This window comes from Yoonia sp. KMU-150, assembly GCF_056858355.1.
The window spans coordinates 78,823-103,467 of the sequence record NZ_JBXEQF010000001.1 but is presented as its reverse complement, the minus strand read 5'-3'; the positions used below and the strand labels follow the sequence as shown (position 1 = coordinate 103,467).

Genomic DNA, 24,645 nt, shown 5'->3' with positions numbered 1-24,645 from the left:
CCGGCAAAAGCATACTCAACCCTCGGCCAACCCAAGCTCCTGCATCATCATCTCGCGCATGATGAATTTCTGCGGCTTGCCTGTCACCGTCATCGGCATGTCCGCCACGATCCGCACATGGGTCGGCACCTTGAAATACGCGATCCGGTCCTTGCAATAGGCGGTAATGTCGCCCGCCGTCAGCCCCCGCCCGTCATGCGGAACAATCCAGGCGCAAACGACCTCTCCCAGTGCCGCGTCGGGCACGCCGAACACCTGTGCCGTGGCGATATCCTTATGTTCGAACAGGAAATCCTCGATCTCCTTGGGAAAGACGTTTTCGCCACCGCGGCAGATCATGTCCTTCACCCGCCCGGTGATCGTGCAGTATCCTTCCGCATCCAGCACGCCCAGATCGCCGGTGTGCATCCAGCCATCGGCGTCGATGCTGGCGGCCGTCATCGCGTCATCACCCCAATAGCCGCGCATCACCGAATAGCCACGGGTCAACAGTTCGCCCTGTGTGCCGACCGGCACGGTGGCTCCCGCCTCGTCCACGATCTTTACCTCGACATGCGGATGGACGCGCCCGACCGAAGACACCCGCTGCGCGATCGGATCGTCGACGTTGGACTGGAACGACACCGGGCTGGTTTCCGTCATGCCGTAGGCGATGGTCACGCCGGTCATGTTCATATCCGCCTGCACCCGGCGCATGACCGCAATCGGGCAGGGCGCGCCCGCCATGATCCCGGTGCGCAGATACGAAAGGTCGAAGTCGGCGAAATTAGGCAGCGCCATTTCCGCCACGAACATGGTCGGCACGCCGAAAAGCGCCGTGCATTTCTCGTCCGACACCGCTTGCAGTGTCGCCGCCGGGTCGAACCCCTCGCCGGGGACGACCATGGTGGCACCTTTCGTGACGCAGCCCAGCGTGCCCATCACCATCCCGAAGCAGTGGTAGAACGGCACCGGGATACACAGCCTGTCGTCCTTGGTGAATTCCATCGTCGCGGTCGTGAAATGCGCATTGTTGACGATGTTGTGTTGCGTCAGGCAGGCCCCCTTGGGGCTGCCGGTGGTGCCGCTGGTGAACTGGATGTTGATCGGGTCGTGCGGGTCCAGCGTCGCTGTCACCGCGTCGAGCGCGGCAGCATCGGTTGCGGTGCATAGCTCGTCAAAACCGATCATACCGTCGGGCACATGATCGCCCATCATGATCACATGCGCGAGGTCGGGCAGGTTGCCGCGCGACATCACGTCCTGCAGCATCGCGGTATAATCCGACGACTTGAAACGCGGTGCCGCCACGACAGCCCTGCACCCCGCCGTGCGCAGGGCGTGGTCCAGCTCGCCAGGTCGATATGCCGGGTTGATGCACACCAGAATCGCCCCGATTCGCGCCGTCGCGAATTGCGTCAGCAGCCACTCGTACCGGTTTGGCGACCAGATGCCGACACGGTCGCCCTTGGCGATGTCCAGCGAAAGCAGACCTGTCGCAAGGCGATCGACCGCCGCCTGAAATTCATCGTAACTCCAGCGGATGCCCTGTGCGGGAAAAACGGCGCAGGGATGGTCGGGACCGGCGGCGGCGGCCTGCGCCAGCAGCTGCGGGATCGTCACGTTCAGCAGCGGTTCGCGTGTCTGCCCGCGCACATGCGACAAGCCGTTGATTGGCGTGCGATCCGGCATTCGGCCCCCCTTGCATCCAGCGCAAACCCTAGCGGGAGCAGGCGGAAATGCAACGCTTGCCGATCCTGCGAACGGTAACCATGAACACGGCGAAAACCATCGCAGAGCGACACCTTCTGCGCCTTTATTCCAGGAAACCTGTGAACCTACCGAAAAATAGCACCGCATGTTTGCAACCGGTTGCAAAATTACAGATTTGATCTAAGGTGAATGGTGAGGAAATGGGGGATCATCGAATCAATGCACCTTTCGGGTCAGCATGACGCATGGGGCACACGGCCCGTTTACCGGCCTGCCCGGTCATGTTTTTCCCCACCTTCACCACGCCAACACGCCCTGTCGCAAACGCGCCGGGGCCTTGCGCCTTCATCGCGCCTCGTGTCCGTCGCCAACATGACGGACCTCCGGTCCGATGGATCAATCGCCTCGACAGAGGTCCCGGTTTTCAGAACACGTGTGCCGGGCACGTTCCTTGGGAGGAAAACATGAAGAAACTACTTTTGGCCGCAGGCCTGATGTCACTGATGGGCACCACCGCAATCTCGCAGCAGATCGGTGTATCCGTCGCCCGTTTCGACGACAACGGCCTGACCGTGATGCGCAACGGCATGACAGCCCACGAAGAAACGCTCGACGGTGTGTCGCTGCAGATCGAGGACGCGACAGACGACGTGGCCAAGCAGCTTGATCAGATCAACAACTTCATCGCGTCCGGCGTCGATGCGATCATCGTGAACGCGGTCGACACCAACGCGACCGAAGCGATGTCGAACGCCGCCGCCGCAGCGGGCGTGCCGCTGGTCTATGTGAACCGCCAGCCGATCAACATGGACACCCTGCCCGATGGCCAGGCGTTCGTGGCGTCCAACGAGATCGAATCCGGCACGCTCGCCGCATTTGAAATGTGCAAGATGCTGCGCGCCGAGGGCAAGGCAGGCGGTGCCACGGCCTATGTCCTGATGGGTCAGCTGTCCAATCAGGCAGCCGTTCAGCGCACTAAGGATTTCCATGACGTGATCGGCATGGATATGTGCAACTTCATCACCATCATCGACGAGCAGACCGCAAACTGGTCGCGTGACGAAGCCAACGACCTGATGACCAACTGGATTTCCTCCGGCGACGAATTCGACGCGGTCTTCGGCAACAACGACGAAATGGCGCTGGGCGCCATTCAGGCGATGAAAGCGGCGGGCATTTCCATGGACGATGTGGTCGTCGGTGGTGTGGACGCGACATCGGACGCACTGCTGTCGATGGCTGCAGGCGAAATGGACGTGACCGTATTCCAGGACCTTGCCGGTCAGGGTGCGGGTTCCATCGACACGGCGCTGGCGCTGATCAACGGCGAAGAAGTCGACAAGACCGTCTTCATCCCGTTCAAGCTCGTCACGACCGACAACCTGGCTGAATTCCAGTAAGTCCCGGCTTTTACGATACATCAGGGCGGCGCAGGCCGCCCTGATGCACCAGCAAACCAAATACAAAATCAGGAGAGCTGACAGATGTCAGATCAAAGCGACGGCACAGGCGGCCTGACGTTCGACAAATCCAAACGCTCTTGGCCCAACGAACTCAACGTCTTTGGCGCGTTGATCCTGATTATCGTCATCTTTGAAATTCTCGGCGCGATCTTCATGCAGCAAAGCCTGCTGTTCGACACCCGCGACCGTTTCGACAGCATCTTCAACGAGGCGCGCCTGCGGATCATCATCATTCAGGTCGCGATCATCGGCATCATTGCCATCGGCGTGACACAGGTGATCATCACGGCGGGGATCGACCTGTCGTCCGGGTCCGTCGTCGGCGCCACCGCCATGATCGCGATGAGCTTCGCACAGGTGGCAGAGGTCAACGGCAACCCCAACCCCAAGGCGATCTTCGGGGAATGGGCGCTCGATCTGCCGGTCGTCGTGCCGGTTCTGGTCGGGCTTGGCTGCGGTATCCTCGCGGGTCTGGTCAACGGTCTGCTGGTGGCCTTCGCGCGCATTCCGCCGTTCATCGCCACACTGGGCATGATGCTTTTCGCGCGGGGCGTGGCGCAGTGGTGGTCCACCGGCAACCCGGTATCCTTCCCGACCGACGCCTACGCCGTCATCGGCTCGGGCATGAACCCGGTGTGGATTTTCCTTGGCCTTGGCCTGCTGTTTCATCTGGTGATGAACTATACCGTCTACGGCAAGCACACATACGCCATCGGCTCGAACGAGGCGGCGGCCCGGATGTCGGGCATCAACGTGCCGCGCCATCTGGTGCTGGTCTATGCCATCGCCGGGATGCTCGCGGGCCTCTCCGCTGTGATCCTCACGTCCAAGAACCTGACCGCCCAGTCCGGCATGGGCCTGACCTACGAACTGGAGGCGATTGCCATGGCCGTCATCGGCGGCGTGTCGCTTTTCGGCGGGCGGGGATCGATCGTCGGCACACTGATCGGCGCGCTGATCATCGGGGTCATCACCTCCGGTTTCACCTTCCTGCGGCTCGGGGCCTACTATCAGGAAATGGTGCTCGGGGCGATCATCGTCAGTGCGGTCGCACTCGACCAATGGCAACAAAAACGCGCCGCGGCGCGGGCGTAAAAGGGGGGCTGACATGACCGACACTATTCTGGAAACCAAGAACCTCACCAAACATTACGGCGGTGTCCACGCCCTCGAAGGCGCGGATTTCGTCCTCAAGCGCGGCGAGCATGTCGCGATCATGGGGGACAACGGTGCCGGCAAATCGACCTTTGTGCGCCAGATCACCGGGGTCGAGCAGCGTACACGCGGCAAGATCGTCTTTGACGGGGAAGAGGTGAACTTCGCCGGCCCCCTCGACGCGCGCGAGGCGGGCATCGAAACCGTGTTCCAGACGCTTGCGCTGGCCGATGATCTGAACGTGCCTGACAACCTCTTCCTCGGCCGCGAAAAGACAAAGTGGAACTGGCTTGGCCCTTTTCGTCTGCTCGACTACAAGGCGATGCGCGCCGACACCATCGCCGGGCTGGAAAAGACCGCGGTGAAAATCCCCAACATCCGCAACACCATCGCCAATATGTCCGGCGGGCAGCGGCAGTGTGTCGCCATCGCCCGTACCGCGACCTTCGCCAGCAAGCTGACGATCATGGACGAACCTACCGCCGCCCTCGGCGTGCAGGAGACCGCGCAGGTTGAAAACATCGTCCGCACGCTCAAGGATCAGGGCGAAAGCCTGATCCTCGTGTCGCACAACATGCGGCAGGTGTTCGATCTGGTGGACCGGATCGTGGTGTTCCGACGCGGCCGGATCGTGGCGAATCTCAACAAGGAAGACACCGACGGACAGGATGTCGTCGCCTATATCACCGGAGCCAAGACCGGGGCGGAATACGAAGGCGCGGCATGAAACTGCTCGACCTCGAACACCCGTTCTTCGTGCCGCTCGGCACGCGCGTCGCGGTGGTCGCCGTCTGTGCGCTCTGGGGGTTGTTCGAACTGTCGCAGGGCGCCGTATTCTGGGCGGTGTTTTTCCTGGGCCTCGCCGCGATCTGTGGCTGGCGGTTCGCGACGATAGACTATAGCGCAATCGCCGTAAAAGACGCGGACGACGACGGGGGATAGGCAACATGGCGGTGACGCTGAAGGACGTGGCCGAACGCGCCGGTGTCTCGCGCTCCGCCGTGTCGCGCACCTATACCGAGGGCGCGTCTGTCTCGGCCAAGACCCGGCGCAAGGTCCAGCAGGCCGCCAATGAACTGGGCTACAGCCCCAACGCGCTCGCCTCCTCGCTCACCACCGGCCGGACCAAGATGATCGGCCTGATCTCCAACAACTTCCACAATCCGATTTTTCTGCAGGTCTTCGATCTGTTCACCAAGAACCTGCAGGATCGCGGGTTGCGCCCGCTGCTGGTCAACCTCACGGACGAGGTCGATCCGCAGGCGTCCTTGCGGATGCTCCGGCAGTATTCCGTCGACGGTGTGATCGTCGCGTCCTCGACCCTGCCGGAAAGTTTCGCGCTCGCCTTCGCCGACGCCGGCATGCCGGTCGTGCACAGCTTCGGGCGGCACCGGGATGCGCCGCGTGTCAACACGCTGGGCATCGACAATATAGAGGCCGGGCGTCTCGCCGCGCAGACGTTGCTGGCGCGTGGTTATCGCCGCATCGGGTTCCTGGGCGGGCCAGAGGCCGCAACCTCGACCCAGGACCGTCTTGCCGGTTTCACCGCCGCGCTCAGCGGCAGTGATGCGACCCTCGCCACCTCCTTCGCCAGCCAATATTCTTTCGACGCGGGACGCGCCGAAATGCTGCGACTGATGGATGCGCCCCTGGCCGAGGCGTATTTTTGCGGTGATGATGTGTTGTCCATCGGCGTTCTGTCAGCGTTGCAAAGCAGGGGCCTTTCCGCACCGCGCGACGTCGGCATCATCGGGTTGAACGACATGGAAATGGCCGGTTGGGACAACATCGCTCTCACCACCATCCACAACCCGATTGGCCGGATCATCGAATCTTCCGTCGGCCTCGTTGCCGATCTGGTCGAAAACAGTGATCTGCCATCAAAGGCCCACCGCTTCGATTGCCATGTCGTCGAGCGCGGGACGCTGCGGCCACCGGCCTAGCATATCATCTAAACATCGGCGGTCGCGCATCCAGCCAGGCACCGTCTTTCTTGCCGCTTTCCGCCACGGCAAAGACCGCCGCCATCGACCGCAGGCCATCCTCGGCCTTGGGATAGAGGTTCGCTGCCGGGTCCATGACGCGCCCTGCCTTGCGCGCGGAGATCGCCTCGGCCAGATCGGTGTAGATATTGGCGAATGCCAGCGGCATCCCCTCTGCATGGCCGATCGTCACGCGGGTCGCGCGGTCGGCTTCCGGCGACAGATTTGCCTCGCCGCGCTCGATGACCTGCAGGCGTTCGCCCAGCGGCATGTAGTAAAGCTGGTTCGGCTGTTCCTGCGACCAGCGCAACCCGCCGGTTTCGCCGAACACCTGAATGCCCAGCCCGTGTTGGCGGCCAATGGCGATAGAACTGGTCCACAGCCGCCCGACGGCACCACCGTCCATGCGGAAATTCACCATCGCATCGTCTTCAAGCGTGCGCACGTCGATGCAGGACACCGTGTCGGCGGACAGCTTCGTCACTTCCTGTCCCGTCACGAACGACGCCATGTGCAGCGCGTGAATACCGCAGTCGGCAAACTGCGCCGACACGCCCGCCTGCGCCGGATCATAGCGCCAGCGCACGCGCGGATTGTCGGCGTCGGTGGCGTCTGCATGGTGGCCGTGGGCAAATTCGGCATTCACAAGGCGCACCTTGCCGATGTCGCCGCGCGCGACCATCGCCTTCATATGCCGGACGAGTGAATACCCGGTATAGCCATAATTCACCGCGCAGATGCGGCCCGTCTTCTTGGCGATCTCGACGATTTCCTCGCCCTCCTCGACGGTCATCGTCATCGGCTTTTCGCAGAGCACGTTGAACCCGCCTTCGAGAAACGCCTTGGTGATCGCGAAATGCGTGGCGTTTGGCGTGGCGACCGTCACCAGATCGACGCGGTCGTCGCGCGTCTTCTCTGCCGTCAGCATTTCTTCCCAGCCGCCATAGGCGCGGTCGCCAAGGCCAAGCCTGCGGCCATAGTCGATTCCCTGCTCGGGGCGGTGGTCCAGCGCCCCGGCGGCGAATTCGAACAGACCGTCCAGCCCTGCGCCCAGGCGATGCGCCGGGCCGATCTGGCTGCCTTCGCCGCCGCCGATCATACCCCATTTAAGTTTCGTCATAGCGTTAACCTTTCGGCCGAATGTTCAGTTTTCGAAGTCACAACCTGTGCACCGGGCGTGCACAGCGCGTGCACCGGCGTGTCGCGCCCAAAAGGTTAAAATCCGATGGATTGCAGATAGGCGCGGTTCAGTTTGGCATCATCGACGGGCGATGTATCGCCTTGCGGATCGCAATCCTGCTCCACCGTGCACCAGCCGTCAAAGCCCGCGTCCAGCAAAATTTGCCGCACGGCGGGGAAATCCACATCGCCATCGCCCAGATTGCAGAAGATACCCTGCGCGCAGGCATCGTAGAAATCGGTGCGCTTTGCCACGACCTTTGCCTTCACCTTGGGGTCGATGTCCTTGAAGTGCATGTAGCTGATCCGGTCGATGTGTCTGCGCATGAAGGCGACCGGATCGTACCCAGCATAGGAATGGTGCCCGGTGTCGAAACAGATTTTCAGGATGCTCTCGTCCACCTCTTCCAGCAGGCGTTCCAGCTCTGGCTCGAAGTCGATGAAGCCCGCAGCGTGGGCGTGCATCCCCACTGTCAGACCGTATTCCTCGGTTCCCATTCTTGCGATCGTCGCGATCCGGTCGCGAAAGGCTGTCCATTCCGCGTTGTCCATCTGCTCTGCCTCGATCGCGCGGCCTGCGGTGGGCGCGCGGCGGGGTGAGATGCTGTCGATCAGCACCAGATGTTCGGCACCATGTGCCTTCAGTGCCTTGCAGGTGCGCACGGCGCCATCCATCACGTCAGACCATGCGGCCGGGTCGTGGAAGGGGCGGAAAACGACACCGCCAACCAGCGTCTGATTGAATTCCTCCAACGCCTCGCCAAGCACGGCGGGGTCCTCCGGCATGAAACCGACGGGGCCAAGCTCGATCCCGGTATAGCCCGCCGCCGCGTTTTCCTGCAGCACCTTGCGCCACGCGGGGTTGCGCGGGTCGTCCGCGAATTCCACACCCCAGGAACAGGGGGCGTTACCGATATTGATCATGGCGTGGCTCCTTCAGTAGTCGGCGACGTCGACCCAGGCGTTTTTCGCGCTGGAGTCGAGGACGGCGGTGACGATGCGATTGACGGCAAGACCTTCGGCGAAGGTCGGCCAGACGGGTTCGTCGGTTGCGATGGCCGTCAGGAAATCCTTGGCCTCGATGATGATCTGGTCGTTGTAGCCGGTACCGTGGCCCGGCCCCTGACAGAACGGAAGGTAATCGGGGTGGTCGGGGCCGGTCAGGATCTTGCGAAAGCCGCGCTCTGCTTCCGGTCCTTCGGCAAGATACAGATGCAGGGCGTTCTGGTCTTCCTGATCGAACCGGATATGCCCTCTGGTGCCGTGGATTTCGTAGGCGTAGCCCATCTTGCGGCCCATCGCGACGCGGCTGAAGAACATATGCCCCTGCGCGCCGGACGCGAAGCGGCACATCATCTGCGCCTGATCGTCGTTGGTCACGGGTTCGCCGTCGCGGGTTTTGTGCACGGTCTCAGTCACGGCGCAAAGGCTGTCGATCGGTCCCAACAGCGCGTGCGCGGCGTTGATCATATGCGGCGCCAGATCACCCATACAGCCGTTGGCGGTGCCCTGCGCCCGCCAGCCGCCGATGGCGGGATCGGCAAAGAAATCCTCTGTCATCTCACCGCGAAACCAGATCACGTCGCCGATACGGCCCTCGGCCAGCAGTTGCCGCGCGTATTGCGAAGCGGGGGTGCGGATGTAATTGAAGCCGACCATATTCGCGACGCCAGCTTTTTCGGCGGCATCGACCATGGCGCGGCTGTCGTCCAGCGACGTGCCGAGCGGCTTTTCACACAGCACCGGCTTCCCCGCAGACAAGGCGGCCAGAGCAATCTCGCGGTGGGTCGCCTGCGGCGAGGCGATGACCACGGCCTCGACCCTTTGGTCATCGACGAGCACGCGCCAGTCATCGGTCGCACGGGCAAAGCCATAGGTCGCCCGGTAGCGTTCGGCAGAGGCGGGCGACGTCGCGCAGACCATCTCCAGCTGCGGTGTCAGGGCGGTGTCGAAAACGGCCTTTACAGCGCCGAACGCGACCGCATGGGCCTTGCCCATATAGCCGCCGCCGATGATCCCGATGCCGATTTCCGCCATGGTATGATCCTCCTGCAAAAACCGATTGCAACCGGTTGCAAAATGCGTATCCTTGTTTTGGGCGACGGGTCAATATGCAATCTGTCGCCCTGTGAATTTCATACCGGGGGGCATCGCGTGGGACAGACCGGCGAGACCATTGAGCTGACCACGGCGCAGGCGATCATCCGCTGGCTGGCGGCGCAATATATCGAGATCGACGGCGTGAAAACCCGCGTTTGCGGTGGTGGCTTCGGCATCTTCGGCCATGGCAACGTCACCTGTCTGGGCGAGGCGCTGTATGACCACCGCGATGTACTGCCGCTCTATCGCGGGCAGAACGAGCAGGGGATGGGCTTTGCCGCGGCAGGCTATGCCAAGGCGCATCTGCGGCGGCGGTTCATGTTCTGCACCGCCAGTGCTGGCCCCGGCACGGCGAACCTGCTGACGGCCGCCGCATTGGCCCACGCCAACCGTCTGCCGATGCTGATGCTGTGCGGCGATGCGTTCCTGACGCGCCTGCCGGACCCGGTGTTGCAGCAACTCGAACACTTCGGCAATCCGACGCTGGGCGTGAACGATGCGTTCAAGGCGGTGTCGCGTTTCTGGGACCGGATCACCCATCCTGCGCAGGTGATCCAGTCGCTGCCGGCGGCCTTGGCCACGATGCTCGACCCTGCCGATTGCGGGCCGGCCTTCATCGGGTTGCCGCAAGATGTGCAGGGCTGGACCTATGACTACCCGGTATCCTTCTTTGAGGAGCGGCTGCATCGCATCCGCAGGCAGGCCCCGGACGCCGCCGAGATCGCGGACGCCATCGCACTTCTGAAAACCGCCAAGCGCCCGATGATCATCGCAGGCGGAGGTGTCCAGTATTCCGGTGCGGTGGCTGAACTGACCGCTTTCTCCGAGGCGACGAGTATTCCGGTCGTCGAGACGATCGCGGGGCGGGCCAACATGCTGGACACGCATCCGCTCAATATCGGGCCGATCGGAGTGACGGGGTCGAATTCGGCCAACACGATTGCGGAAAAGGCGGATGTGATTTTGGCCGTCGGCACACGCTTGCAGGACTTCACCACCGGCTCGTGGACCGCCTTTGCCCATGACGCAAAGATCATTGGTGTGAACGCGGCACGGCACGACGCGGCCAAGCATATGTCGCTGACCGTGGTGGGCGATGCGAAACTGGCGCTGGAGGCGCTGGCGAGCGACTACAAGGCACCCGGCGAGTGGAAAGCCCACGCGCAAGCGGAACGCGCGAAGTGGATGGACTACGTCGCCGAGAATACCCGTGTCGGCAATGGCCCGGCCAGCTACGCGCAGGCCATCGGCGAGGTGAACCGCCTCTGCGACCCCCGCGACCGTATTGTCGCCGCCGCTGGCGGTTTGCCCGCCGAAGTGACGGCCAACTGGCGCACGCTGGATATCGGCACGGTCGATGTGGAATTCGGTTTTTCCTGCATGGGCTACGAGATCGCAGGTGGCTGGGGCGCGAGGATCGCGCAGTCCGAAAGCGAGCCGGATCAGGATACCATCGTGTTCACCGGCGACGGGTCCTATCTGTTGATGAATTCCGACATCTATTCATCCGTGCTGACCGACAAGAAGATGATCGTGCTTGTGCTGGACAACGGTGGCTTTGCCGTCATCAACAAGTTGCAGAACAACACCGGCAACGAGAGCTTCAACAACCTGATCGCGGACACGCCCACCGCCACCACTCAGGCGCGCGTCGATTTCGAGGCGCACGCGCGTGCGATGGGCGCAGAGGCCGAAACCGTCGACAGCCCCGCCGGGCTTGAGGATGTGTTCAAGCGCGCCAAGGCCGCCGACCGGACCTATGTGATCGTCATGCAGGTCGACCCTTACGATGGCTGGACGACCGAAGGCCACGCCTGGTGGGAGGTCGGCACGCCGCATGTGACCGACAATCCGAAGGTGGAAGCCGCCCATAGGGACACCGAGGATGGCCGCAAGCTCCAGCGGAAAGGCGTCTGATGGCCGACCTGCTGGACGGCATCCGTCGCAACAATTTTGTCGTCGTGGGCCGGGCGGGTATCGACTTTTTCACCGACCCGGGTGTCGCGGCAGAGGATGCGGAAACCGTGACCGTGGGGCTGGGTGGGTCGTCGGCCAATATCGCGGCGGGCATCTGCAAGCTGGGCGGGCAGGCATCGCTGGTCACGCGGGTGTCCGATGACAGCGTCGGCAGCTATTGCATCGGGCAGCTGCGGAGGTATGGCGTCGGCACCGATTATGTGACGCCGGTGGGCGGGGAATACCGCAACTCGCTGGCGTTCTACGAAAGCCGGGTCGCAGGCCATCGCAACGTGATCTACCGCAACGGGGCTGCCGATTTCCAGATGGAAGAGGCGGATGTCGCGGCGGTGGACTACGGAAAATTCGGTGCGCTGATCACGGCAGGCACCGTCTTTGCCGCAGAGCCATCGCGCAGTGCCACATTCGCCGCCTTCGATCACGCGAAAAGGGCCGGTTTGCCGATCATCTTTGACGTGGACTACCGCCCCTATTCATGGACCTCGCCGCAGGTGGCCTCCGACGTCCTCAGCAAGGCCGCAGCGCAGTGCGATATGATCGTAGGCAACGACGAGGAGTTCGGCTTCATGGCCGGTGATTACGACAAGGGGCTGGACAAGGCCCGCGACCTGGCCGCCACCACAGCCGCCATCGTGGTGTACAAGATGGGCCATGAAGGAGCCGTGACTTTTGCTGGTGATGACGAAATCCGCACCGGCATTTTCCCGGTCGATGCGCTGAAGCCGACGGGCGCGGGCGACAGTTTCATGGCCGGACTGATGACGGGGCTGGCCGCCGACTTGCCGCTGCGCGACGCGATCCTGCGCGGATCGGCCTGCGCGTCGATCACCGTTTCGCGCCCCGGTTGCGCCCCCGCGATGGCGGACACCGCGACACTGGAAACCTTCATGGCCGATCACCCCGGCCCGACTGCCGCCTGAGAGGACAAGAGCCATGCACATCCCGCCATTCGACAACCACAACAAACCCATCGTGGATATCGACGATCCCACGGTGCCGCTCAATTACTTCAATATCGTGAAGCTGAAGAAGGGGCGGGCGTTCGAATATGCGGTGCCGGGATACGAGACCTGCATCGTCCCCGCCACGGGAACCGTCGATATCGAGGTCGAAGGGTTTAGGGCCGACGGGATCGGCAACCGGGTGGAAGATGTCTGGGACGGTGAGCCGGAGGGCGTCTATGTGCCCACGGCGGCGAAGGCCACGATGGTCTGCACGTCGGACACGGCTGAGGTCTTCGTCTGCGGTGCCCGCTATGACAAAGTGCTGGATGCTTTCGCCGTGCGCAGCGATGAGCTGGATCTTGTGCAATACGGATCCGACGACACCAAGACCCATCGGAAGATCAAGCACATCCTCGGCACGAAATATCACGATAAGGTGGGCCGTCTGCTGGTGTCGGAACTGTTCACTGTGGGCGAGGGCGGCTGGTCCGGTTTTCCGTCGCACAAGCACGATACCGACCGCCTGCCGGACGAAACCCGCCATGACGAGACCTACAATTTCCGCTTCAAGCCGAACCACGGGTCCGGTGTGCAAATGCTGCAACGCGAAGACGGGAAAGCGGGGGATGCGTATCACATCGTCGACGGGTCCACGATCTGTCTCGACAACGGCTATCACCCCTGCGCGGTGCTGCCTGGCTATCAGATGTATTATTTCACCATTCTGGGCGGGCTGTCGCAGCGCAGTCTAGTGCAGTATTTCCAGCCGTCGCACGCCTATCAGGTGGAAACCATCCCCGGCATCAAGGACATGATCGCGAAGTTCAAGTAGCGCGACATCGCATTATCTTGCCGGAAATACTCCCGCCGGAGGCACCGACGGGGCAACATGGAACGGACCCCACATGCCGCTCGTCACCCTCTCCGATGTCCTGCAACCCGCGCTGAAGCAAGGCTATGCCGTCGGCGGTTTGGTCACATTGGGGTGGGAGGACATGCGCGCCTATGTGGCGGCGGCAGAGGCCGAGGATTGCCCGGTGATCCTGCAGGCGGGACCGGGGTGCCGGGCTCATACGCCGCTGCCGGTGCTGGGCGCGATGTTCCGTCATCTGGCCGAAAACGCGCGCGTGCCGGTCGTGGCGCATCTCGATCACGGGTATACCTACGACGATTGTGCAGAAGCGCTGGATGCCGGGTTTACATCGCTGATGTTCGACGGGTCGCGCCTGCTGCTGGCAGACAACATCGCGCAGACGCGCCGTGTGGCGGAACTGGCGCATGGCGCGGGTGTGTCCTGTGAAGGCGAGATCGGCTTTGTCGGCTACGCTGATGGCGAGGCGTCGGCAGGGACCGACCCGGAGGAGGCGGCGCGCTTTGCCGCCGAAACCGGCGTAGATGCCATGGCAATTTCCGTGGGCAACGTGCATTTGCAACAGGATAAGCAGGGCGGGCTGGACGAGGACCGGATCGCCGCCATTCAGGCGCTGACGGACGTGCCGCTGGTGATCCACGGCGGATCGGGCGTACCGGTGGAACAGCGGATGCGGCTGGCGCGTGAAACGAACATCTGCAAGTTCAACATCGGCACGGAATTGCGCATGGCGTTCGGAGCAGCGATGCGCGCGGCGGTGAATGCGGACCCGGACAGATTCGACCGGGTCACCATTCTGAAAGATACACATGATCCCGTCATGACGGCCGCACGCGGCGTCCTGCGGGCGCTGAAAGGATAGATCATGCTGAACATCGGTATTCTGGGCGCGGGGCGTATCGGGCAGGTGCACGGTGCCACGCTGCGCGGCATGACCACGGCGCGGGCGGCGGCGGTGTCCGATTTTCTGCCGGATGCGGCAAAGGGGCTGGCGGATACATTGGGCGCAAAGGTGATGTCCTCGGAGGAGATCATCGCCGCGTCGGATATCGACGCGGTGGTGATCGGCACGCCGACCACGACGCATTACGACTTGATCCACGCGGCGGCGGCGGCGGGCAAGGCGATCTTTTGTGAAAAGCCGGTGGATCTGTCGGTCGACCGCATCCGCGACTGTCTGGCGGCGGTGGACAAGGCGGGTGTGCCGTTCATGGTTGCGTTCAACCGGCGGTTCGATCCGGGTTTTGCGCATCTGCAAAGTCAGATCGTGGATCAGGTAATCGGTGACGTCGAGATCGTGACGATCCTGTCACGCGACCCCGCGCCGCCGCCCATCGGCTACATCAAACAGTCCGGCGGCATCTTTCGCGACATGATGATCCACGATCTGGATATGGCGCGGTTCCTGCTGGGTGAGGACCCAGTGGAACTGACTGCGGTCGGCTCCTGTCTCGTCGATCCTGCCATCGGTGAGGCGGGGGATTTCGACACAGCCGCCGTGACGCTGAAAACCGCGAGCGGCAAAATCTGCCAAATCTCGAATTCGCGCCGCGCGACCTATGGCTATGACCAGAGGGTCGAGGTGCACGGGGCCAAAGGCATGTTGCGCGCGATGAACGTGCCGGAGCATAATGTGGAACTGTCCACCGGCGCCGGGTTCACCGCCGCACCGACGCTGCCGTTCTTTCTGGAACGCTACGCCGCGGCTTATCGGGCAGAGATGGAACACTTCGTCGCCTGCGTTGCCGATGGGAAGCCGGTGAAGCCGACCGGCATCGACGGGCTGAAGGCGCAGATGCTGGCGGATGCCGCCGATGCCAGCGCCCGGGACGGGCAACCGCGCAAGCTGACCTACTGACAGCGACCAGCCCGACAAAAAAGCCCCGCATGATGCGGGGCTTTTGCGTTTCAAAAGGGGTGGCGATCAGCCCTTGCCCTTCCACGGCACCAGCCAGCGTTCGGCCCAGCGCATCAGCATGTCGATGCTGAACCCGATGATCCCGATCAGGATGATGCCCATCAGGACGATGTCGGTCTGCTGGAATTTCGACGCAACCATGATCATCATGCCTGCCCCTTTTTCAGCCGCGACCAGTTCGGCGGCCACGACCGTGCCCCAGCAAACGCCCATCGCGACCCGCGCACCGGTGAAGATTTCCGGCAGGGAGTTGGGGATGATGACGTGCCGCATGATCTGCCATTTGGAGGCACCCAGAGAGTAGGCTGCGTGCACCTTGGAAATCCGCACACCCGACACACCCGACCGCGCGGCAATGGCCATGATCCAGAGTGCGGCCAGGAACAGCAGGATGATCTTGCCGACCTCGCCGATACCGGCCCAGATGATCACCAGCGGGATCAGCGCCAGCGGCGGCACCGGGCGCATGAATTCGACGATGGGGTCGAACCAGCCACGGAACCAGTCTGACAGGCCCATGGCATAGCCCAACGGGATACCAACCAGCGCCCCGAGGATGAAGCCCACGATGACCCGGAACAGCGAATAGCCCAGGTGCTCGGCCAGCGTAGAGTTGCGGAATCCGGCGGATGCGATTTCGACCACGCGGTTCCACACCGCTTCCGGTGCGGGCAGCCAGATCGGCTCCATCTGCCAACCGGAGGACGGCTGAATGTTCAGCGTACCTTTGGCTGTCATGGCGACAGTGCCGAAATCGGTGCTGACCGATCCATCCGGTTCGATCGCCTGCCCGTTCACGGCGGTGATCGTCGCACCGTCGTCGCGGGTGATGTCGTCGTTGTCCTCTACCCGTTTCAGCACGCTGCGATAGGTGATGAGCGAGACCGAATCGTTCTTGGCGAAGCCGTCACCCGGCGCGACTTCGGGCGCCGGAACATCCGCGCCGATTGGACTGACCAGCACCGTGACCTCCGCGTCGTCGGTAGTGCCGTCGGGGGCTGTCGATGTGTAGGTAAACGTGGTTTCGCCCTCGAACGGGCCGGGGGCGTGCATGAAGGACGGCAGCAGCTTGCTGCCGGTGAACGCGCCCCAAAGCACGAAGATCAGCACGACAGACACGATGGACGCGACGGTGTTGGAGGACACGGCGCTTTCGTCGCCGAAGGTCACGGTCTTGAGCGATGTGTAGTCGTGCCGAGGTGTCAGCATCCGCTTGATGAATGTCCAGATCACCGCACACGCGAGGATCAGCAGGACATAGCCGATGATATAGGGGGCGGCGGACAGCAGGGTCTGCAGCACCGCGACAAGTTCGGCCCAGAGGCCAGCGATCACACTCATGCGCCTGCTCCTTCCTGACGTCCCATGATTTCCTCTTCCATGTTCCAGATCATCGACAGGATTTCCTCGCGGACCTGTGCAAAGCGAGGGTCCTTCTTGACCTCCCGCAGGTCCTGCCCGACGCCCATTTCGGCGAACGGCAGATTGTATTCCTTGTGGATGCGGCCGGGACGTGGGGCCATGACGATCAAACGCTCACCCAGCAACAGCGCCTCCTCGACGGAGTGGGTGATCAGGATGATGGTCTTTCCGGTTTCCTTCCAGAGCTTGAGAACGAGGCCCTGCATCTTTTCGCGCGTCAACGCGTCGAGTGCGCCCAGCGGTTCGTCCATCAGGATCACGTCGGGCTCGTTGGCCAGGCACCGGGCCAGCGCCACGCGCTGCTGCATCCCGCCGGACAATTCATAGACCTGCTTTTCCTTGAAGTCCTGCAGGCCCACAACGTCGAGCAGGTGATCGACTTTCTGCGCGTCCTGCTTGCTGGTGCCCTTCATCTTGGGCCCGAAGCCCACGTTTTCGCGCACCGACATCCATTCGAACAGTGCGCCCTGCTGGAACACCATGCCGCGTTCAGGGCCGGGGCCGCGCACCTGCTTGCCGTTGAGGGTGATCTTACCCTCGGTCGGGGCCAGAAAGCCCGCGACGATGTTCAGCAGGGTCGTCTTGCCGCAGCCTGATGGGCCGAGCACCGACATCAGCTCGCCTGCCTTCAGGTCGATCGACACGTCTTTCAGCGCCTGCACGGAAGACCCGTTCGGCAAATCGAAGCGCATCGAGAGTTTATCTATTTCAAGTGCTGCCATGCCCTGCTTCCTTTGGTGCTTGCGAAAGGAATGGGCATCGGCCGCCCCGGTCATTCCTTGCGCAAGGGCCAAAAAATGTGGCGCGGGGGTTGCCCCACGCGCCACACCTGAACCCAATCGGGTCTTACATTTCGGAAACGGCGGTCAGCGGACCGGCGTTCACGTTGCCTTCATAGCTGTCGAGAGCGGATTCGATGGAACCGCTTTCCACGAAGACGTCTGCCACGCCTTTCATGAAGGTCTGCGCGTTGCCGCCCAGCCATGCACCCGAAAGCTGATCGGCGACCGATGGGAACACGAACGTGTCCATCGTTTCAGCCGTTGCCTGAACGTCCATACCGGCATCCTGTGCGATGACTTCCAGCATCTCGTCACGCATGGAGCCTTCGTTCCACATTTCGTTGGCTTCCGCCGTCACCTGCAGGAACTTGGCGACCATGTCGGGGTTTTCGGCCACGAAGGATGCAGGTGCCGTCGTCGCGTCGAACACCAGAATGCCAAGGGCTTCCTTCTCGGCACCGGTCAGCAGGACGTTGCCGTGCTCTTTCATGCGGCGCAGTGCGCCACCCCAGCCGCAGGCCATGTCGACCTGGCCTTGCGCGATGGCGGCAGCGCCGTCGGCGGGTGCCATGTCGACGACCTCGAGAGAGGCCAGATCGACACCAAAGTGATCCATCTGACGCAGGAAGCCGTAGTGTGCAGCTGTGCCCAGCGGCACGGCGACTTTCTTGCCGGCCAGCTCTGCTGCCGACTGCGCGTCGATTTCGAGGCCGGAGGACACGACGCAGTTGTCGTTTTCAGCGTAGGACACGGCCACGTCGACGACCTGGATGTCCTGACCGGCAGAGGCCGCGACCACGAATGGCGGGATACCCTGGCTGACGGAAATCTGCACGTCGCCCGATGCCATGGCGGCGGACATCGCGGTCCCGGTGTCGAAGCTGACCCAGTTAATGTCGGCGCCCAGCGCCTCTTCATACATGCCGTTCACCTTGGCGAACTGGAATGGCATCGGCCATTCGAGGAAGTAGGCAACGGTAATTTCGGAATGGCCATCGGCATTTGCGGTCTGCGCTGTGAATGTCAGCGCGGCCGTCGCCATCAGGGCCTTCATCAGGTTGGATTTCATTTGGTCGTCTCCCTAGTTGGTCGTATGTCATCTGGCGTTTGCCAGCATTATTGCCGATGCGTTTCAGGCGCTTGTGCGGTTGCACAGGCACCATCCGGCACCGATACGATGCCGTTCGTTGCGGCATTTTGGTGTTCTGACGTCGCGTCGGAACGCTCGCACCGGAACATTATGGGTCAGCCTTGCGGAGTCAAACGAATCCGCTTCTGGCCTAATCATGCGGAAAGATTGGCCTTATTTTGCCAGGAAGGCCATAAAATTCTGTTCCGATATTGCTTATTTTTCTGGCGGGAAACACGGTATGCGCGGGATTGCCGGGCAGGGCGCGGCAGCACATCGCGTGGGGAGAAACGATAATGGCAGTCTCGTTAAGTGCCGCACAGGACAGCGGATTGGCTTGGGTGGACGGCCACGCGACAGACCTGTCGCAAGGGTGCGCCACGATCTTCGACTACGGTGAAACGGCTTGGCGAGAGTACCGCTCTGCGGCCTGGTATGTGGACCATCTGCGGGCCGAAGGGTTCACTGTCGAGGAAGGCAGCGCCGGTATGCCGACGGCATTCTGCGCCGAGTGGTCGAACGGCGACGGCCCGGTCATCGGCATGTATGCGGAATACGACGCGGTGCCGGGAAACTGTCAGGCGGCTGTGACACACCGTGCGCCACGCGGAGGCCTGGGGTATCAGGCGGGCGGCCACACTGACCCGCATTCCGGACTGGGGATCGCCGGGCTGGGCGGGCTGCTGGCCACCAAGGCCGCGATGGAACAGCACGGGATCAGGGGCGGGCTTCGGTTCACCGGGGAACCTGCGGAAAAGGTGCGCGGATCGAAGCCGATCCATGCGGCGGCGGGCTACTATGACGGGCTGGCCGCGATCCTTTCGTTTCATCCGTTCTACATGCTGCCGATGTGCAATACAGTGCGGTGGGACACGCACTGCGGTGCGGCCTATTCCATGATCTACCGTTTTATTTGCGACGCGCCGCAGGACTGGGGCGCGACCGACACCCCGATCCCGCAAAGCCATTCCTCCGTGCGCGCGCCGGGAGCGGGGGAAGCACTGAACATGATGTTCATGACGTCCAAGGCGCTGCGCGACAGCATGTTGCCGCATCAAGGCGGCTGGTCGATCTCCGAGGCGGTGCTGACCCATGCGCAGGCAACTGCCGACAACCTGCCCGCAGGTCTGGCCGAAATCCAGTACATGATGCGCACGCCCGACATCGCCATGGCCGAACAGGTGACAGCCGTGCTGGATCGCAACGCGCAGGCGGCGGCGGATATGACCGGCTGCCGGTGGGAACGGCACTGGGTCTGCAAATCGCGCCCCGGTCTGGCGAACCACGCGATTGCAGGCACCGTCTGGGAGGCGATGCAGGCGGTTGGCGCGCCGAAGTGGGACGAGGCTGCCAAAGCCGTCGCGCGCGAGGTGCAGAAAAATGCGGGTGTGGAACCGATGGACGATCCCCTCATCCCCGAGATGACGCGCCTCATGGACCCGCAGGAGGCAGAGGCGATCCTGCGCCATGACCTGCCGCCATCGCAGACCAATTCGACCTCGGACGACTATACCGATATGACATGGCACGCGCCCACGGCACGGTTCTATGTCGCGCGGCCCGCATTGCGTGCGCCAAAAGGCGTGACCTATCCACCCTGGGTGATGAACGCGCTTGGCGGCATACCCGCGACGATCGACCCGATGGTGCAGACGGCGGCGAAGGTGCTGGCGGTGTCGGCGTTGCGGTTGCTGGAAGACAAGGACGCGCGAGGTGCCGCGATGGATGAGTTTAGGGAACGGACGGCGGACAACCCGATCCCGCCGCTCTGCGACTACGACCCGCCGATCCATTTCCGCTGGCCGGAGTATGTGACCACGCCGCGCGGACGCGACTGGTGGATTCCATCGGGGATGCCTGGCGCCTGAACCGTCGCCTAAACTGCCTGCACGACCCAGATCACCGCCGCCGCCAGAACGCCACCGGCCGCCATCCATGCCAGCCGCGCGCCCAGCCGGTCCGGCTTCGGCGGCGGCGCAGGGTTGGTCTGGCGGATCAGCGCGGCCTGCGCCATGTCCGGCAGGCGCGGGCCAAAGCGGGACAGCACAAGCGCGGTCTTCATCAGATCGCGTGCCAGTGCCTTGGGCCCGATACTGTCGGAGATGTATTTTTCCACCACCGGGCGCGCGTCTTCCCAGATGTTCATATGCGGGTTCATCGACCGCGCGACACCCTCGACCACGACCATGGTGCGTTGCAGCAGGATCAGTTCGGTGCGGGTTTCCATGCCGAACCGCTCCGTCACCTCGAACAGGTAGGTCAGCAGGCGGGCCATCGAAATCCGGGTGGCGTCCATGCCGAAAATCGGCTCTCCCACGGCGCGCAGGGCGCGGGCGAATTCATCGACATCGCGGTCGGCGGGGACATAGCCTGCCTCGAAATGCACCTCGGCCACACGCTGGTAATCGCGGCGGATGAAGCCGAACAGGATCTCGGCATAGACCCGGCGTGTATAGCTGTCGATCCGGCCCATGATGCCGAAATCATAGGCGATGATGTCGCCGTTGGCGGCCACCTTCAGGTTACCCTGGTGCATGTCACCGTGGAAATAGCCATCGCGCAGCGCATGGTTGAGGAAGAGTTGCAGTACCCGCGTCGCCAGCGCGCGACGGTCGTGGCCCGCCGCATCCAGCCCCGCATTGTCGCCTGCGTTCACGCCTTCGGCCCAGTCGAGCGTCATCACCCGGCGGCCCGACAGATGCCAGCGCACGCGTGGCACCTGGAACCCTTCGTCCTTCGCGGTGTTGTCGGCGAATTCGGACGCTGCGGAAGATTCCAGCCGCAGGTCAAGCTCTCCCATGACCACGCCCTCGAAATGGGTGATGACATCCATCGGGCGCAGGCGGCGCGACGACGGCGACAGCACCTCGATGGCCTTGGCGGCGAAATAGAAGGCGTCGATATCCTTGCGGAAGGCGCGTTCGATGCCGGGGCGCAGGACCTTGACCGCGACAGCACTGCCGTCGTCGATCAGATGCGCCTTGTGCACCTGCGCAAGAGAGGCGGCGGCGACCGGCTCGGAGAACGACGAGAACACATCCGCCACGTCGACGCCCAACTCGTGCCGGATCGACGCGCGGGCCTCTTTCATGGAAAACGGCGGCAGCTTGTCCTGCAGCACGCGCAGTTGCACTGCCAACTCATTACCCACCACGTCCGGGCGGGTCGACAGGATCTGCCCGAACTTGATGTAGGCGGGGCCAAGCGCCGTCAGTGCGCGGGGCGCGGGCGGCATCGACGTGTCGCCCTTGTAGCCCAGCCATTGAAACGGCCAGACGATCGTGCGGAACACGCCGCGCAGCAGGGGCCCGGCATCCAGCGCATCCATCACGACCTTCATCGCACCCGTGCGTTCGAAGGTGGCACCGGTGCGGATCAGCCGGATGATATTGTGCGGGCCGCGCATCGGCTACAGCTTCCAGCCCGAATGCAGGGCCGCGACACCCATCGTCAGGTTGCGGTATTTCGCGTTGCCGAAGCCCGCGTCGCGGATCATTTGCAGGAACGTGTCCTGCTCGGGGAAGCGGCGGATGGACTCTACCAGGTACTGATAGCTTTCACTATCGTTCGCGATCAGCTTGCCCATCTTCGGAATCACGTTGAAGGAATAGGCGTCATAGGCGGCCTGCATCATCGGGTTCGGCAGCTGGCTGAACTCCAGCACCATCAGGCGGCCACCGGGGCGCAGCACGCGGTAGGCCTCTGCCAGGGCATCGGCGGGGCGCGTCACGTTCCGAATACCGAAGCTGATGGTATAGACGTCGAAGGTGTTATCCTCGAACGGCAGTGCCATCGCATCGCCCACGACCCAGTCGAGGCTGTCGGCCATGCTGGCCGCTTCGGCCCGCTTGCGGCCCTCGATCAGCATCGGTTCGGTGAGGTCAAGCACGGTGGCGTGGCCCGACCCGGCCCGCTTGAGGAACCGGAACGAGATGTCACCGGTGCCGCCCGCCACATCGAGCAGCTTCTGCCCGGCGCGGGGTGCCAACCAATCCATCATCGCGTCTTTCCATATCCGGTGGATGCCGACGGACATCACGTCGTTCATCACGTCGTATTTGCTGGCGACGGATGAAAAGACGCCTTGCACGCGGCCTGCCTTTTCGTCCTCGGGGACGGTTTCGAAACCAAAGTGGGTCGTGCTGCCCGGCTTGTCTGTCATGGGTGTGCGGCCCCTGAATATTACATCGCTTCGGACCTATACCCGGCACGGGCAAGACACAAATGGCATTGTGTCGCGGGATCATCCGCCTACCTATGCAGTCAGGCAGCAGCAAGGGGGGCCGCACCATGCCCGAATTACCTGAAGTCGAGACCGTGCGCCGCGGTATCGCCCCCGTGATGGAGGGCGCGGTGATCACCCGTGCCGCCGTGAACCGGCCCGATCTGCGCTGGCCCTTCCCCGAACGCATGGCCGCGCGGCTGGACGGGCAGCGGGTGCTGCGGCTGCGGCGGCGGTCGAAATACATTTTGGCCGATCTGGACAGCGGCGAAACGCTGCTGATCCATTTGGGCATGTCCGGGCGGATGCAGGTGTCGGGCCATGCCGTTGGCGCCTTCTTTCACGATCACCCGGCGGCGCAAAAGCATGACCACGTGGTGTTCGACATGGACAACGGCGCGCGGATCACCTTCAACGACGCGCGGCGCTTCGGCGCGATGGACCTGATGCAGACGGCGGCGGAGGCCGATCACTGGCTGATCCGTGATCTGGGGCCGGAACCGCTGGGCAACACATTCGACGAGGACTACCTGGTCGCGCGGTTGAGAGGGCGCAACACGCCGATCAAGTCTGCCCTGCTGGATCAGCGGATCGTGGCCGGGCTGGGCAACATCTATGTTTGCGAAGTGCTGTTCCGCGCGGGTATCCACCCAGCCCGCAAGGCGGGCCGGATCGCGGCAAAGCGGATCGCGCCGCTGGTGCCGCTGGTCCGTCAGGTGCTGACAGAGGCGATCGCGGCGGGCGGATCGTCGCTGCGCGACCACCGGCAGGCCGACGGCGCGCTGGGCTATTTCCAGCACGGCTTGCAGGTCTATGACCGTGCGGGCCAGCCCTGTACGACACCTGGCTGCGACCGGACGATCGCCCGAATCGTGCAATCCGGTCGATCGAGCTTCTTCTGTCCGCAATGCCAAAGATAGCTTGATTGCCTTCCCGCGATTGGCCATCACTGGTGCCTGAAACCGGAAAAGGGACCCCTTCATGGCCTATGAAACCATCACGGTCGACATCTCCGACGACGTAGCGACCATCACGCTCAATCGCCCGGATGCGCTGAACGCGCTGAACCAGAAGCTGCTGAGCGAATTGAGCGCCGCGCTGGAAGACGCGGATGCCAGCGACAGCGTGCGCTGCATCGTGCTGACCGGGTCGGAAAAGGCCTTTGCCGCCGGGGCGGACATAACCGAAATGGCCGAACAGTCGTTTGTGGATATGTTCACAAGCCGGTTTTTCGGGGCCGAGATGGACCGGATCAACGGGACCCGCAAACCGATCATCGCCGCCGTTGCGGGCTATGCGCTGGGCGGCGGATGCGAACTTGCGATGATGTGCGACTTCATCATCGCTGCCGATACCGCCAAGTTCGGCCAGCCCGAAATCAACCTGGGCGTCATTGCGGGTATGGGCGGATCGCAGCGTTTGACCCGGTTCGTCGGCAAGTCGAAATCCATGGACATGCATCTGACGGGCCGGTTCATGGACGCCGAAGAGGCGGAGCGGTCCGGTCTCGTGTCCCGCGTGGTGCCCGCCAAGAAGCTGCTGGACGAGGCGCGCGCCGCCGCCGCGAAGATCGCCGAGAAATCGCTGATCGCCACGATGGCCGTGAAGGACGTGATCAACCAGAGCTACGAGACGGGCATGACCGCCGGCATCGACTATGAGCGGCGAATGTTCCAGGCCTTGTTCGCGACCGAGGACCAGAAGGAAGGCATGACCGCCTTCACCGAAAAGCGCGAGGCGCAGTTCCGCGACAAGTGATTTTTGGCTTCCCTTCCGGGATGCGGCGCACTATACGCCGCCCGATACATG

22 protein-coding genes are annotated in these 24,645 nt (G+C 63.0%); 13 read left to right on the top strand and 9 right to left on the bottom strand.

The annotated features are described in order from the left end of the window. Window positions 1-15: 15 nt before the first annotated feature. Complete coding sequence (locus tag AC04PH_RS00520; RefSeq protein ID WP_483063789.1) at window positions 16-1,671, bottom strand: AMP-binding protein; 1,656 nt, start codon at window positions 1,669-1,671, stop codon at window positions 16-18. 485 nt (window positions 1,672-2,156) lie between these two features. On the opposite strand from AC04PH_RS00520, the gene AC04PH_RS00515 reads away from it, so the two are divergent. The 5 genes from AC04PH_RS00515 (at window position 2,157) to AC04PH_RS00495 (ending at window position 6,253) form a co-directional block, all read left to right on the top strand. Further along, window positions 2,157-3,092 carry a sugar ABC transporter substrate-binding protein gene (locus AC04PH_RS00515; protein WP_483063788.1) on the top strand — a complete coding sequence of 312 codons (936 nt, stop codon included), beginning with the start codon at window positions 2,157-2,159 and terminating at the stop codon, window positions 3,090-3,092. A gap of 84 nt (window positions 3,093-3,176) precedes the next feature. Next, complete coding sequence (locus tag AC04PH_RS00510; protein ID WP_483063787.1) at window positions 3,177-4,250, top strand: ABC transporter permease; 1,074 nt, start codon at window positions 3,177-3,179, stop codon at window positions 4,248-4,250. Between the two features lie 13 nt (window positions 4,251-4,263). Beyond that, on the top strand, window positions 4,264-5,037 hold the full coding sequence (locus AC04PH_RS00505; RefSeq protein ID WP_483063786.1) for an ATP-binding cassette domain-containing protein: 774 nt from the start codon (window positions 4,264-4,266) through the stop codon (window positions 5,035-5,037). Further along, window positions 5,034-5,252 (top strand): hypothetical protein, encoded by a 219-nt coding sequence (locus AC04PH_RS00500; RefSeq protein ID WP_483063785.1) that lies wholly within the window; start codon window positions 5,034-5,036, stop codon window positions 5,250-5,252. The genes AC04PH_RS00505 and AC04PH_RS00500 overlap by 4 nt, the downstream gene beginning before the upstream one ends. A 5-nt stretch (window positions 5,253-5,257) precedes the next feature. Further along, window positions 5,258-6,253 (top strand): LacI family DNA-binding transcriptional regulator, encoded by a 996-nt coding sequence (locus AC04PH_RS00495; protein ID WP_483063784.1) that lies wholly within the window; start codon window positions 5,258-5,260, stop codon window positions 6,251-6,253. A 4-nt stretch (window positions 6,254-6,257) separates the two neighbouring features. On the opposite strand, the gene AC04PH_RS00490 is transcribed toward AC04PH_RS00495, so the two are convergent. The 3 genes from AC04PH_RS00490 to AC04PH_RS00480 all read right to left on the bottom strand — a co-directional run bounded on the left by AC04PH_RS00490 (window position 6,258) and on the right by AC04PH_RS00480 (window position 9,508). Next, window positions 6,258-7,412, bottom strand: coding sequence for a Gfo/Idh/MocA family protein (locus tag AC04PH_RS00490; RefSeq protein ID WP_483063783.1), 1,155 nt, complete (start codon window positions 7,410-7,412; stop codon window positions 6,258-6,260). 95 nt (window positions 7,413-7,507) lie between these two features. Then, complete coding sequence (locus AC04PH_RS00485) at window positions 7,508-8,395, bottom strand: TIM barrel protein (RefSeq protein ID WP_483063782.1); 888 nt, start codon at window positions 8,393-8,395, stop codon at window positions 7,508-7,510. A gap of 12 nt (window positions 8,396-8,407) precedes the next feature. Continuing rightward, window positions 8,408-9,508, bottom strand: a complete 1,101-nt coding sequence (locus AC04PH_RS00480) for a Gfo/Idh/MocA family protein (protein ID WP_483063781.1) — start codon at window positions 9,506-9,508, stop codon at window positions 8,408-8,410. Between the two features lie 117 nt (window positions 9,509-9,625). Between AC04PH_RS00480 and iolD the strand changes: the two genes are divergently transcribed. The 5 genes from iolD to iolG all read left to right on the top strand — a co-directional run bounded on the left by iolD (window position 9,626) and on the right by iolG (window position 15,221). Continuing rightward, window positions 9,626-11,488: a 3D-(3,5/4)-trihydroxycyclohexane-1,2-dione acylhydrolase (decyclizing) gene (iolD, locus tag AC04PH_RS00475; protein WP_483063780.1), complete on the top strand. Its 1,863-nt coding sequence runs from the start codon at window positions 9,626-9,628 to the stop codon at window positions 11,486-11,488. After that, window positions 11,488-12,468, top strand: a complete 981-nt coding sequence (locus AC04PH_RS00470) for a PfkB family carbohydrate kinase (protein ID WP_483063779.1) — start codon at window positions 11,488-11,490, stop codon at window positions 12,466-12,468. Before iolD ends, AC04PH_RS00470 begins: the two co-directional genes overlap by 1 nt. A 13-nt stretch (window positions 12,469-12,481) precedes the next feature. Next, entirely contained in the window at window positions 12,482-13,324 is an 843-nt protein-coding gene (locus AC04PH_RS00465; protein WP_483063778.1) for a 5-deoxy-glucuronate isomerase, read from the top strand. 73 nt (window positions 13,325-13,397) lie between these two features. Then, the gene (locus AC04PH_RS00460) at window positions 13,398-14,225 is read left to right on the top strand and encodes a class II fructose-bisphosphate aldolase (protein WP_483063777.1); all 828 of its coding nucleotides are present in this window, start codon (window positions 13,398-13,400) and stop codon (window positions 14,223-14,225) included. A 3-nt stretch (window positions 14,226-14,228) separates the two neighbouring features. Next, complete coding sequence (iolG, locus tag AC04PH_RS00455) at window positions 14,229-15,221, top strand: inositol 2-dehydrogenase (RefSeq protein ID WP_483063776.1); 993 nt, start codon at window positions 14,229-14,231, stop codon at window positions 15,219-15,221. Between the two features lie 66 nt (window positions 15,222-15,287). On the opposite strand, the gene AC04PH_RS00450 is transcribed toward iolG, so the two are convergent. From AC04PH_RS00450 to AC04PH_RS00440, 3 genes are all read right to left on the bottom strand, one after another. Further along, complete coding sequence (locus AC04PH_RS00450; protein ID WP_483066116.1) at window positions 15,288-16,490, bottom strand: ABC transporter permease; 1,203 nt, start codon at window positions 16,488-16,490, stop codon at window positions 15,288-15,290. Between the two features lie 128 nt (window positions 16,491-16,618). Continuing rightward, window positions 16,619-17,425 (bottom strand): taurine ABC transporter ATP-binding protein, encoded by an 807-nt coding sequence (locus tag AC04PH_RS00445; RefSeq protein WP_483063775.1) that lies wholly within the window; start codon window positions 17,423-17,425, stop codon window positions 16,619-16,621. A gap of 124 nt (window positions 17,426-17,549) precedes the next feature. Next, window positions 17,550-18,554 carry a taurine ABC transporter substrate-binding protein gene (locus AC04PH_RS00440; protein WP_483063774.1) on the bottom strand — a complete coding sequence of 335 codons (1,005 nt, stop codon included), beginning with the start codon at window positions 18,552-18,554 and terminating at the stop codon, window positions 17,550-17,552. A 356-nt stretch (window positions 18,555-18,910) separates the two neighbouring features. On the opposite strand from AC04PH_RS00440, the gene AC04PH_RS00435 reads away from it, so the two are divergent. After that, window positions 18,911-20,482: a zinc-binding metallopeptidase family protein gene (locus AC04PH_RS00435; RefSeq protein WP_483063773.1), complete on the top strand. Its 1,572-nt coding sequence runs from the start codon at window positions 18,911-18,913 to the stop codon at window positions 20,480-20,482. Window positions 20,483-20,490: 8 nt separating this feature from the next. Here AC04PH_RS00435 and ubiB read toward each other — a convergent pair whose 3' ends face one another. Continuing rightward, window positions 20,491-22,020 carry a 2-polyprenylphenol 6-hydroxylase gene (gene ubiB / locus AC04PH_RS00430; protein ID WP_483063772.1) on the bottom strand — a complete coding sequence of 510 codons (1,530 nt, stop codon included), beginning with the start codon at window positions 22,018-22,020 and terminating at the stop codon, window positions 20,491-20,493. A gap of 3 nt (window positions 22,021-22,023) precedes the next feature. Next, on the bottom strand, window positions 22,024-22,776 hold the full coding sequence (gene ubiE, locus AC04PH_RS00425) for a bifunctional demethylmenaquinone methyltransferase/2-methoxy-6-polyprenyl-1,4-benzoquinol methylase UbiE (RefSeq protein ID WP_483063771.1): 753 nt from the start codon (window positions 22,774-22,776) through the stop codon (window positions 22,024-22,026). Between the two features lie 128 nt (window positions 22,777-22,904). On the opposite strand from ubiE, the gene mutM reads away from it, so the two are divergent. Then, on the top strand, window positions 22,905-23,756 hold the full coding sequence (gene mutM, locus AC04PH_RS00420; protein WP_483063770.1) for a bifunctional DNA-formamidopyrimidine glycosylase/DNA-(apurinic or apyrimidinic site) lyase: 852 nt from the start codon (window positions 22,905-22,907) through the stop codon (window positions 23,754-23,756). Between the two features lie 61 nt (window positions 23,757-23,817). Beyond that, a complete protein-coding gene (locus AC04PH_RS00415; protein ID WP_483063769.1) occupies window positions 23,818-24,594 on the top strand; it encodes an enoyl-CoA hydratase in 777 nt (258 codons plus the stop codon). Window positions 24,595-24,645 lie beyond the last annotated feature (51 nt).

Excerpts from the sequence above, each read along its gene's own strand:
- AC04PH_RS00495 (WP_483063784.1), top strand. The coding sequence starts at position 5,258 with ATGGCGGTGACGCTGAAGGACGTGGCCGAACGCGCCGGTGTCTCGCGC.
- AC04PH_RS00460 (WP_483063777.1), top strand. The coding sequence starts at position 13,398 with ATGCCGCTCGTCACCCTCTCCGATGTCCTGCAACCCGCGCTGAAGCAA.
- iolG (WP_483063776.1), top strand. The coding sequence starts at position 14,229 with ATGCTGAACATCGGTATTCTGGGCGCGGGGCGTATCGGGCAGGTGCAC.
- AC04PH_RS00440 (WP_483063774.1), bottom strand. The coding sequence starts at position 18,554 with ATGAAATCCAACCTGATGAAGGCCCTGATGGCGACGGCCGCGCTGACA.
- AC04PH_RS00485 (WP_483063782.1), bottom strand. The coding sequence starts at position 8,395 with ATGATCAATATCGGTAACGCCCCCTGTTCCTGGGGTGTGGAATTCGCG.
- AC04PH_RS00510 (WP_483063787.1), top strand. The coding sequence starts at position 3,177 with ATGTCAGATCAAAGCGACGGCACAGGCGGCCTGACGTTCGACAAATCC.
- AC04PH_RS00515 (WP_483063788.1), top strand. The coding sequence starts at position 2,157 with ATGAAGAAACTACTTTTGGCCGCAGGCCTGATGTCACTGATGGGCACC.
- AC04PH_RS00415 (WP_483063769.1), top strand. The coding sequence starts at position 23,818 with ATGGCCTATGAAACCATCACGGTCGACATCTCCGACGACGTAGCGACC.
- AC04PH_RS00470 (WP_483063779.1), top strand. The coding sequence starts at position 11,488 with ATGGCCGACCTGCTGGACGGCATCCGTCGCAACAATTTTGTCGTCGTG.
- ubiE (WP_483063771.1), bottom strand. The coding sequence starts at position 22,776 with ATGACAGACAAGCCGGGCAGCACGACCCACTTTGGTTTCGAAACCGTC.
- AC04PH_RS00435 (WP_483063773.1), top strand. The coding sequence starts at position 18,911 with ATGGCAGTCTCGTTAAGTGCCGCACAGGACAGCGGATTGGCTTGGGTG.
- AC04PH_RS00450 (WP_483066116.1), bottom strand. The coding sequence starts at position 16,490 with ATGCTGACACCTCGGCACGACTACACATCGCTCAAGACCGTGACCTTC.
- AC04PH_RS00480 (WP_483063781.1), bottom strand. The coding sequence starts at position 9,508 with ATGGCGGAAATCGGCATCGGGATCATCGGCGGCGGCTATATGGGCAAG.
- AC04PH_RS00465 (WP_483063778.1), top strand. The coding sequence starts at position 12,482 with ATGCACATCCCGCCATTCGACAACCACAACAAACCCATCGTGGATATC.
- AC04PH_RS00500 (WP_483063785.1), top strand. The coding sequence starts at position 5,034 with ATGAAACTGCTCGACCTCGAACACCCGTTCTTCGTGCCGCTCGGCACG.
- AC04PH_RS00490 (WP_483063783.1), bottom strand. The coding sequence starts at position 7,412 with ATGACGAAACTTAAATGGGGTATGATCGGCGGCGGCGAAGGCAGCCAG.
- ubiB (WP_483063772.1), bottom strand. The coding sequence starts at position 22,020 with ATGCGCGGCCCGCACAATATCATCCGGCTGATCCGCACCGGTGCCACC.
- AC04PH_RS00445 (WP_483063775.1), bottom strand. The coding sequence starts at position 17,425 with ATGGCAGCACTTGAAATAGATAAACTCTCGATGCGCTTCGATTTGCCG.
- mutM (WP_483063770.1), top strand. The coding sequence starts at position 22,905 with ATGCCCGAATTACCTGAAGTCGAGACCGTGCGCCGCGGTATCGCCCCC.
- AC04PH_RS00505 (WP_483063786.1), top strand. The coding sequence starts at position 4,264 with ATGACCGACACTATTCTGGAAACCAAGAACCTCACCAAACATTACGGC.
- AC04PH_RS00520 (WP_483063789.1), bottom strand. The coding sequence starts at position 1,671 with ATGCCGGATCGCACGCCAATCAACGGCTTGTCGCATGTGCGCGGGCAG.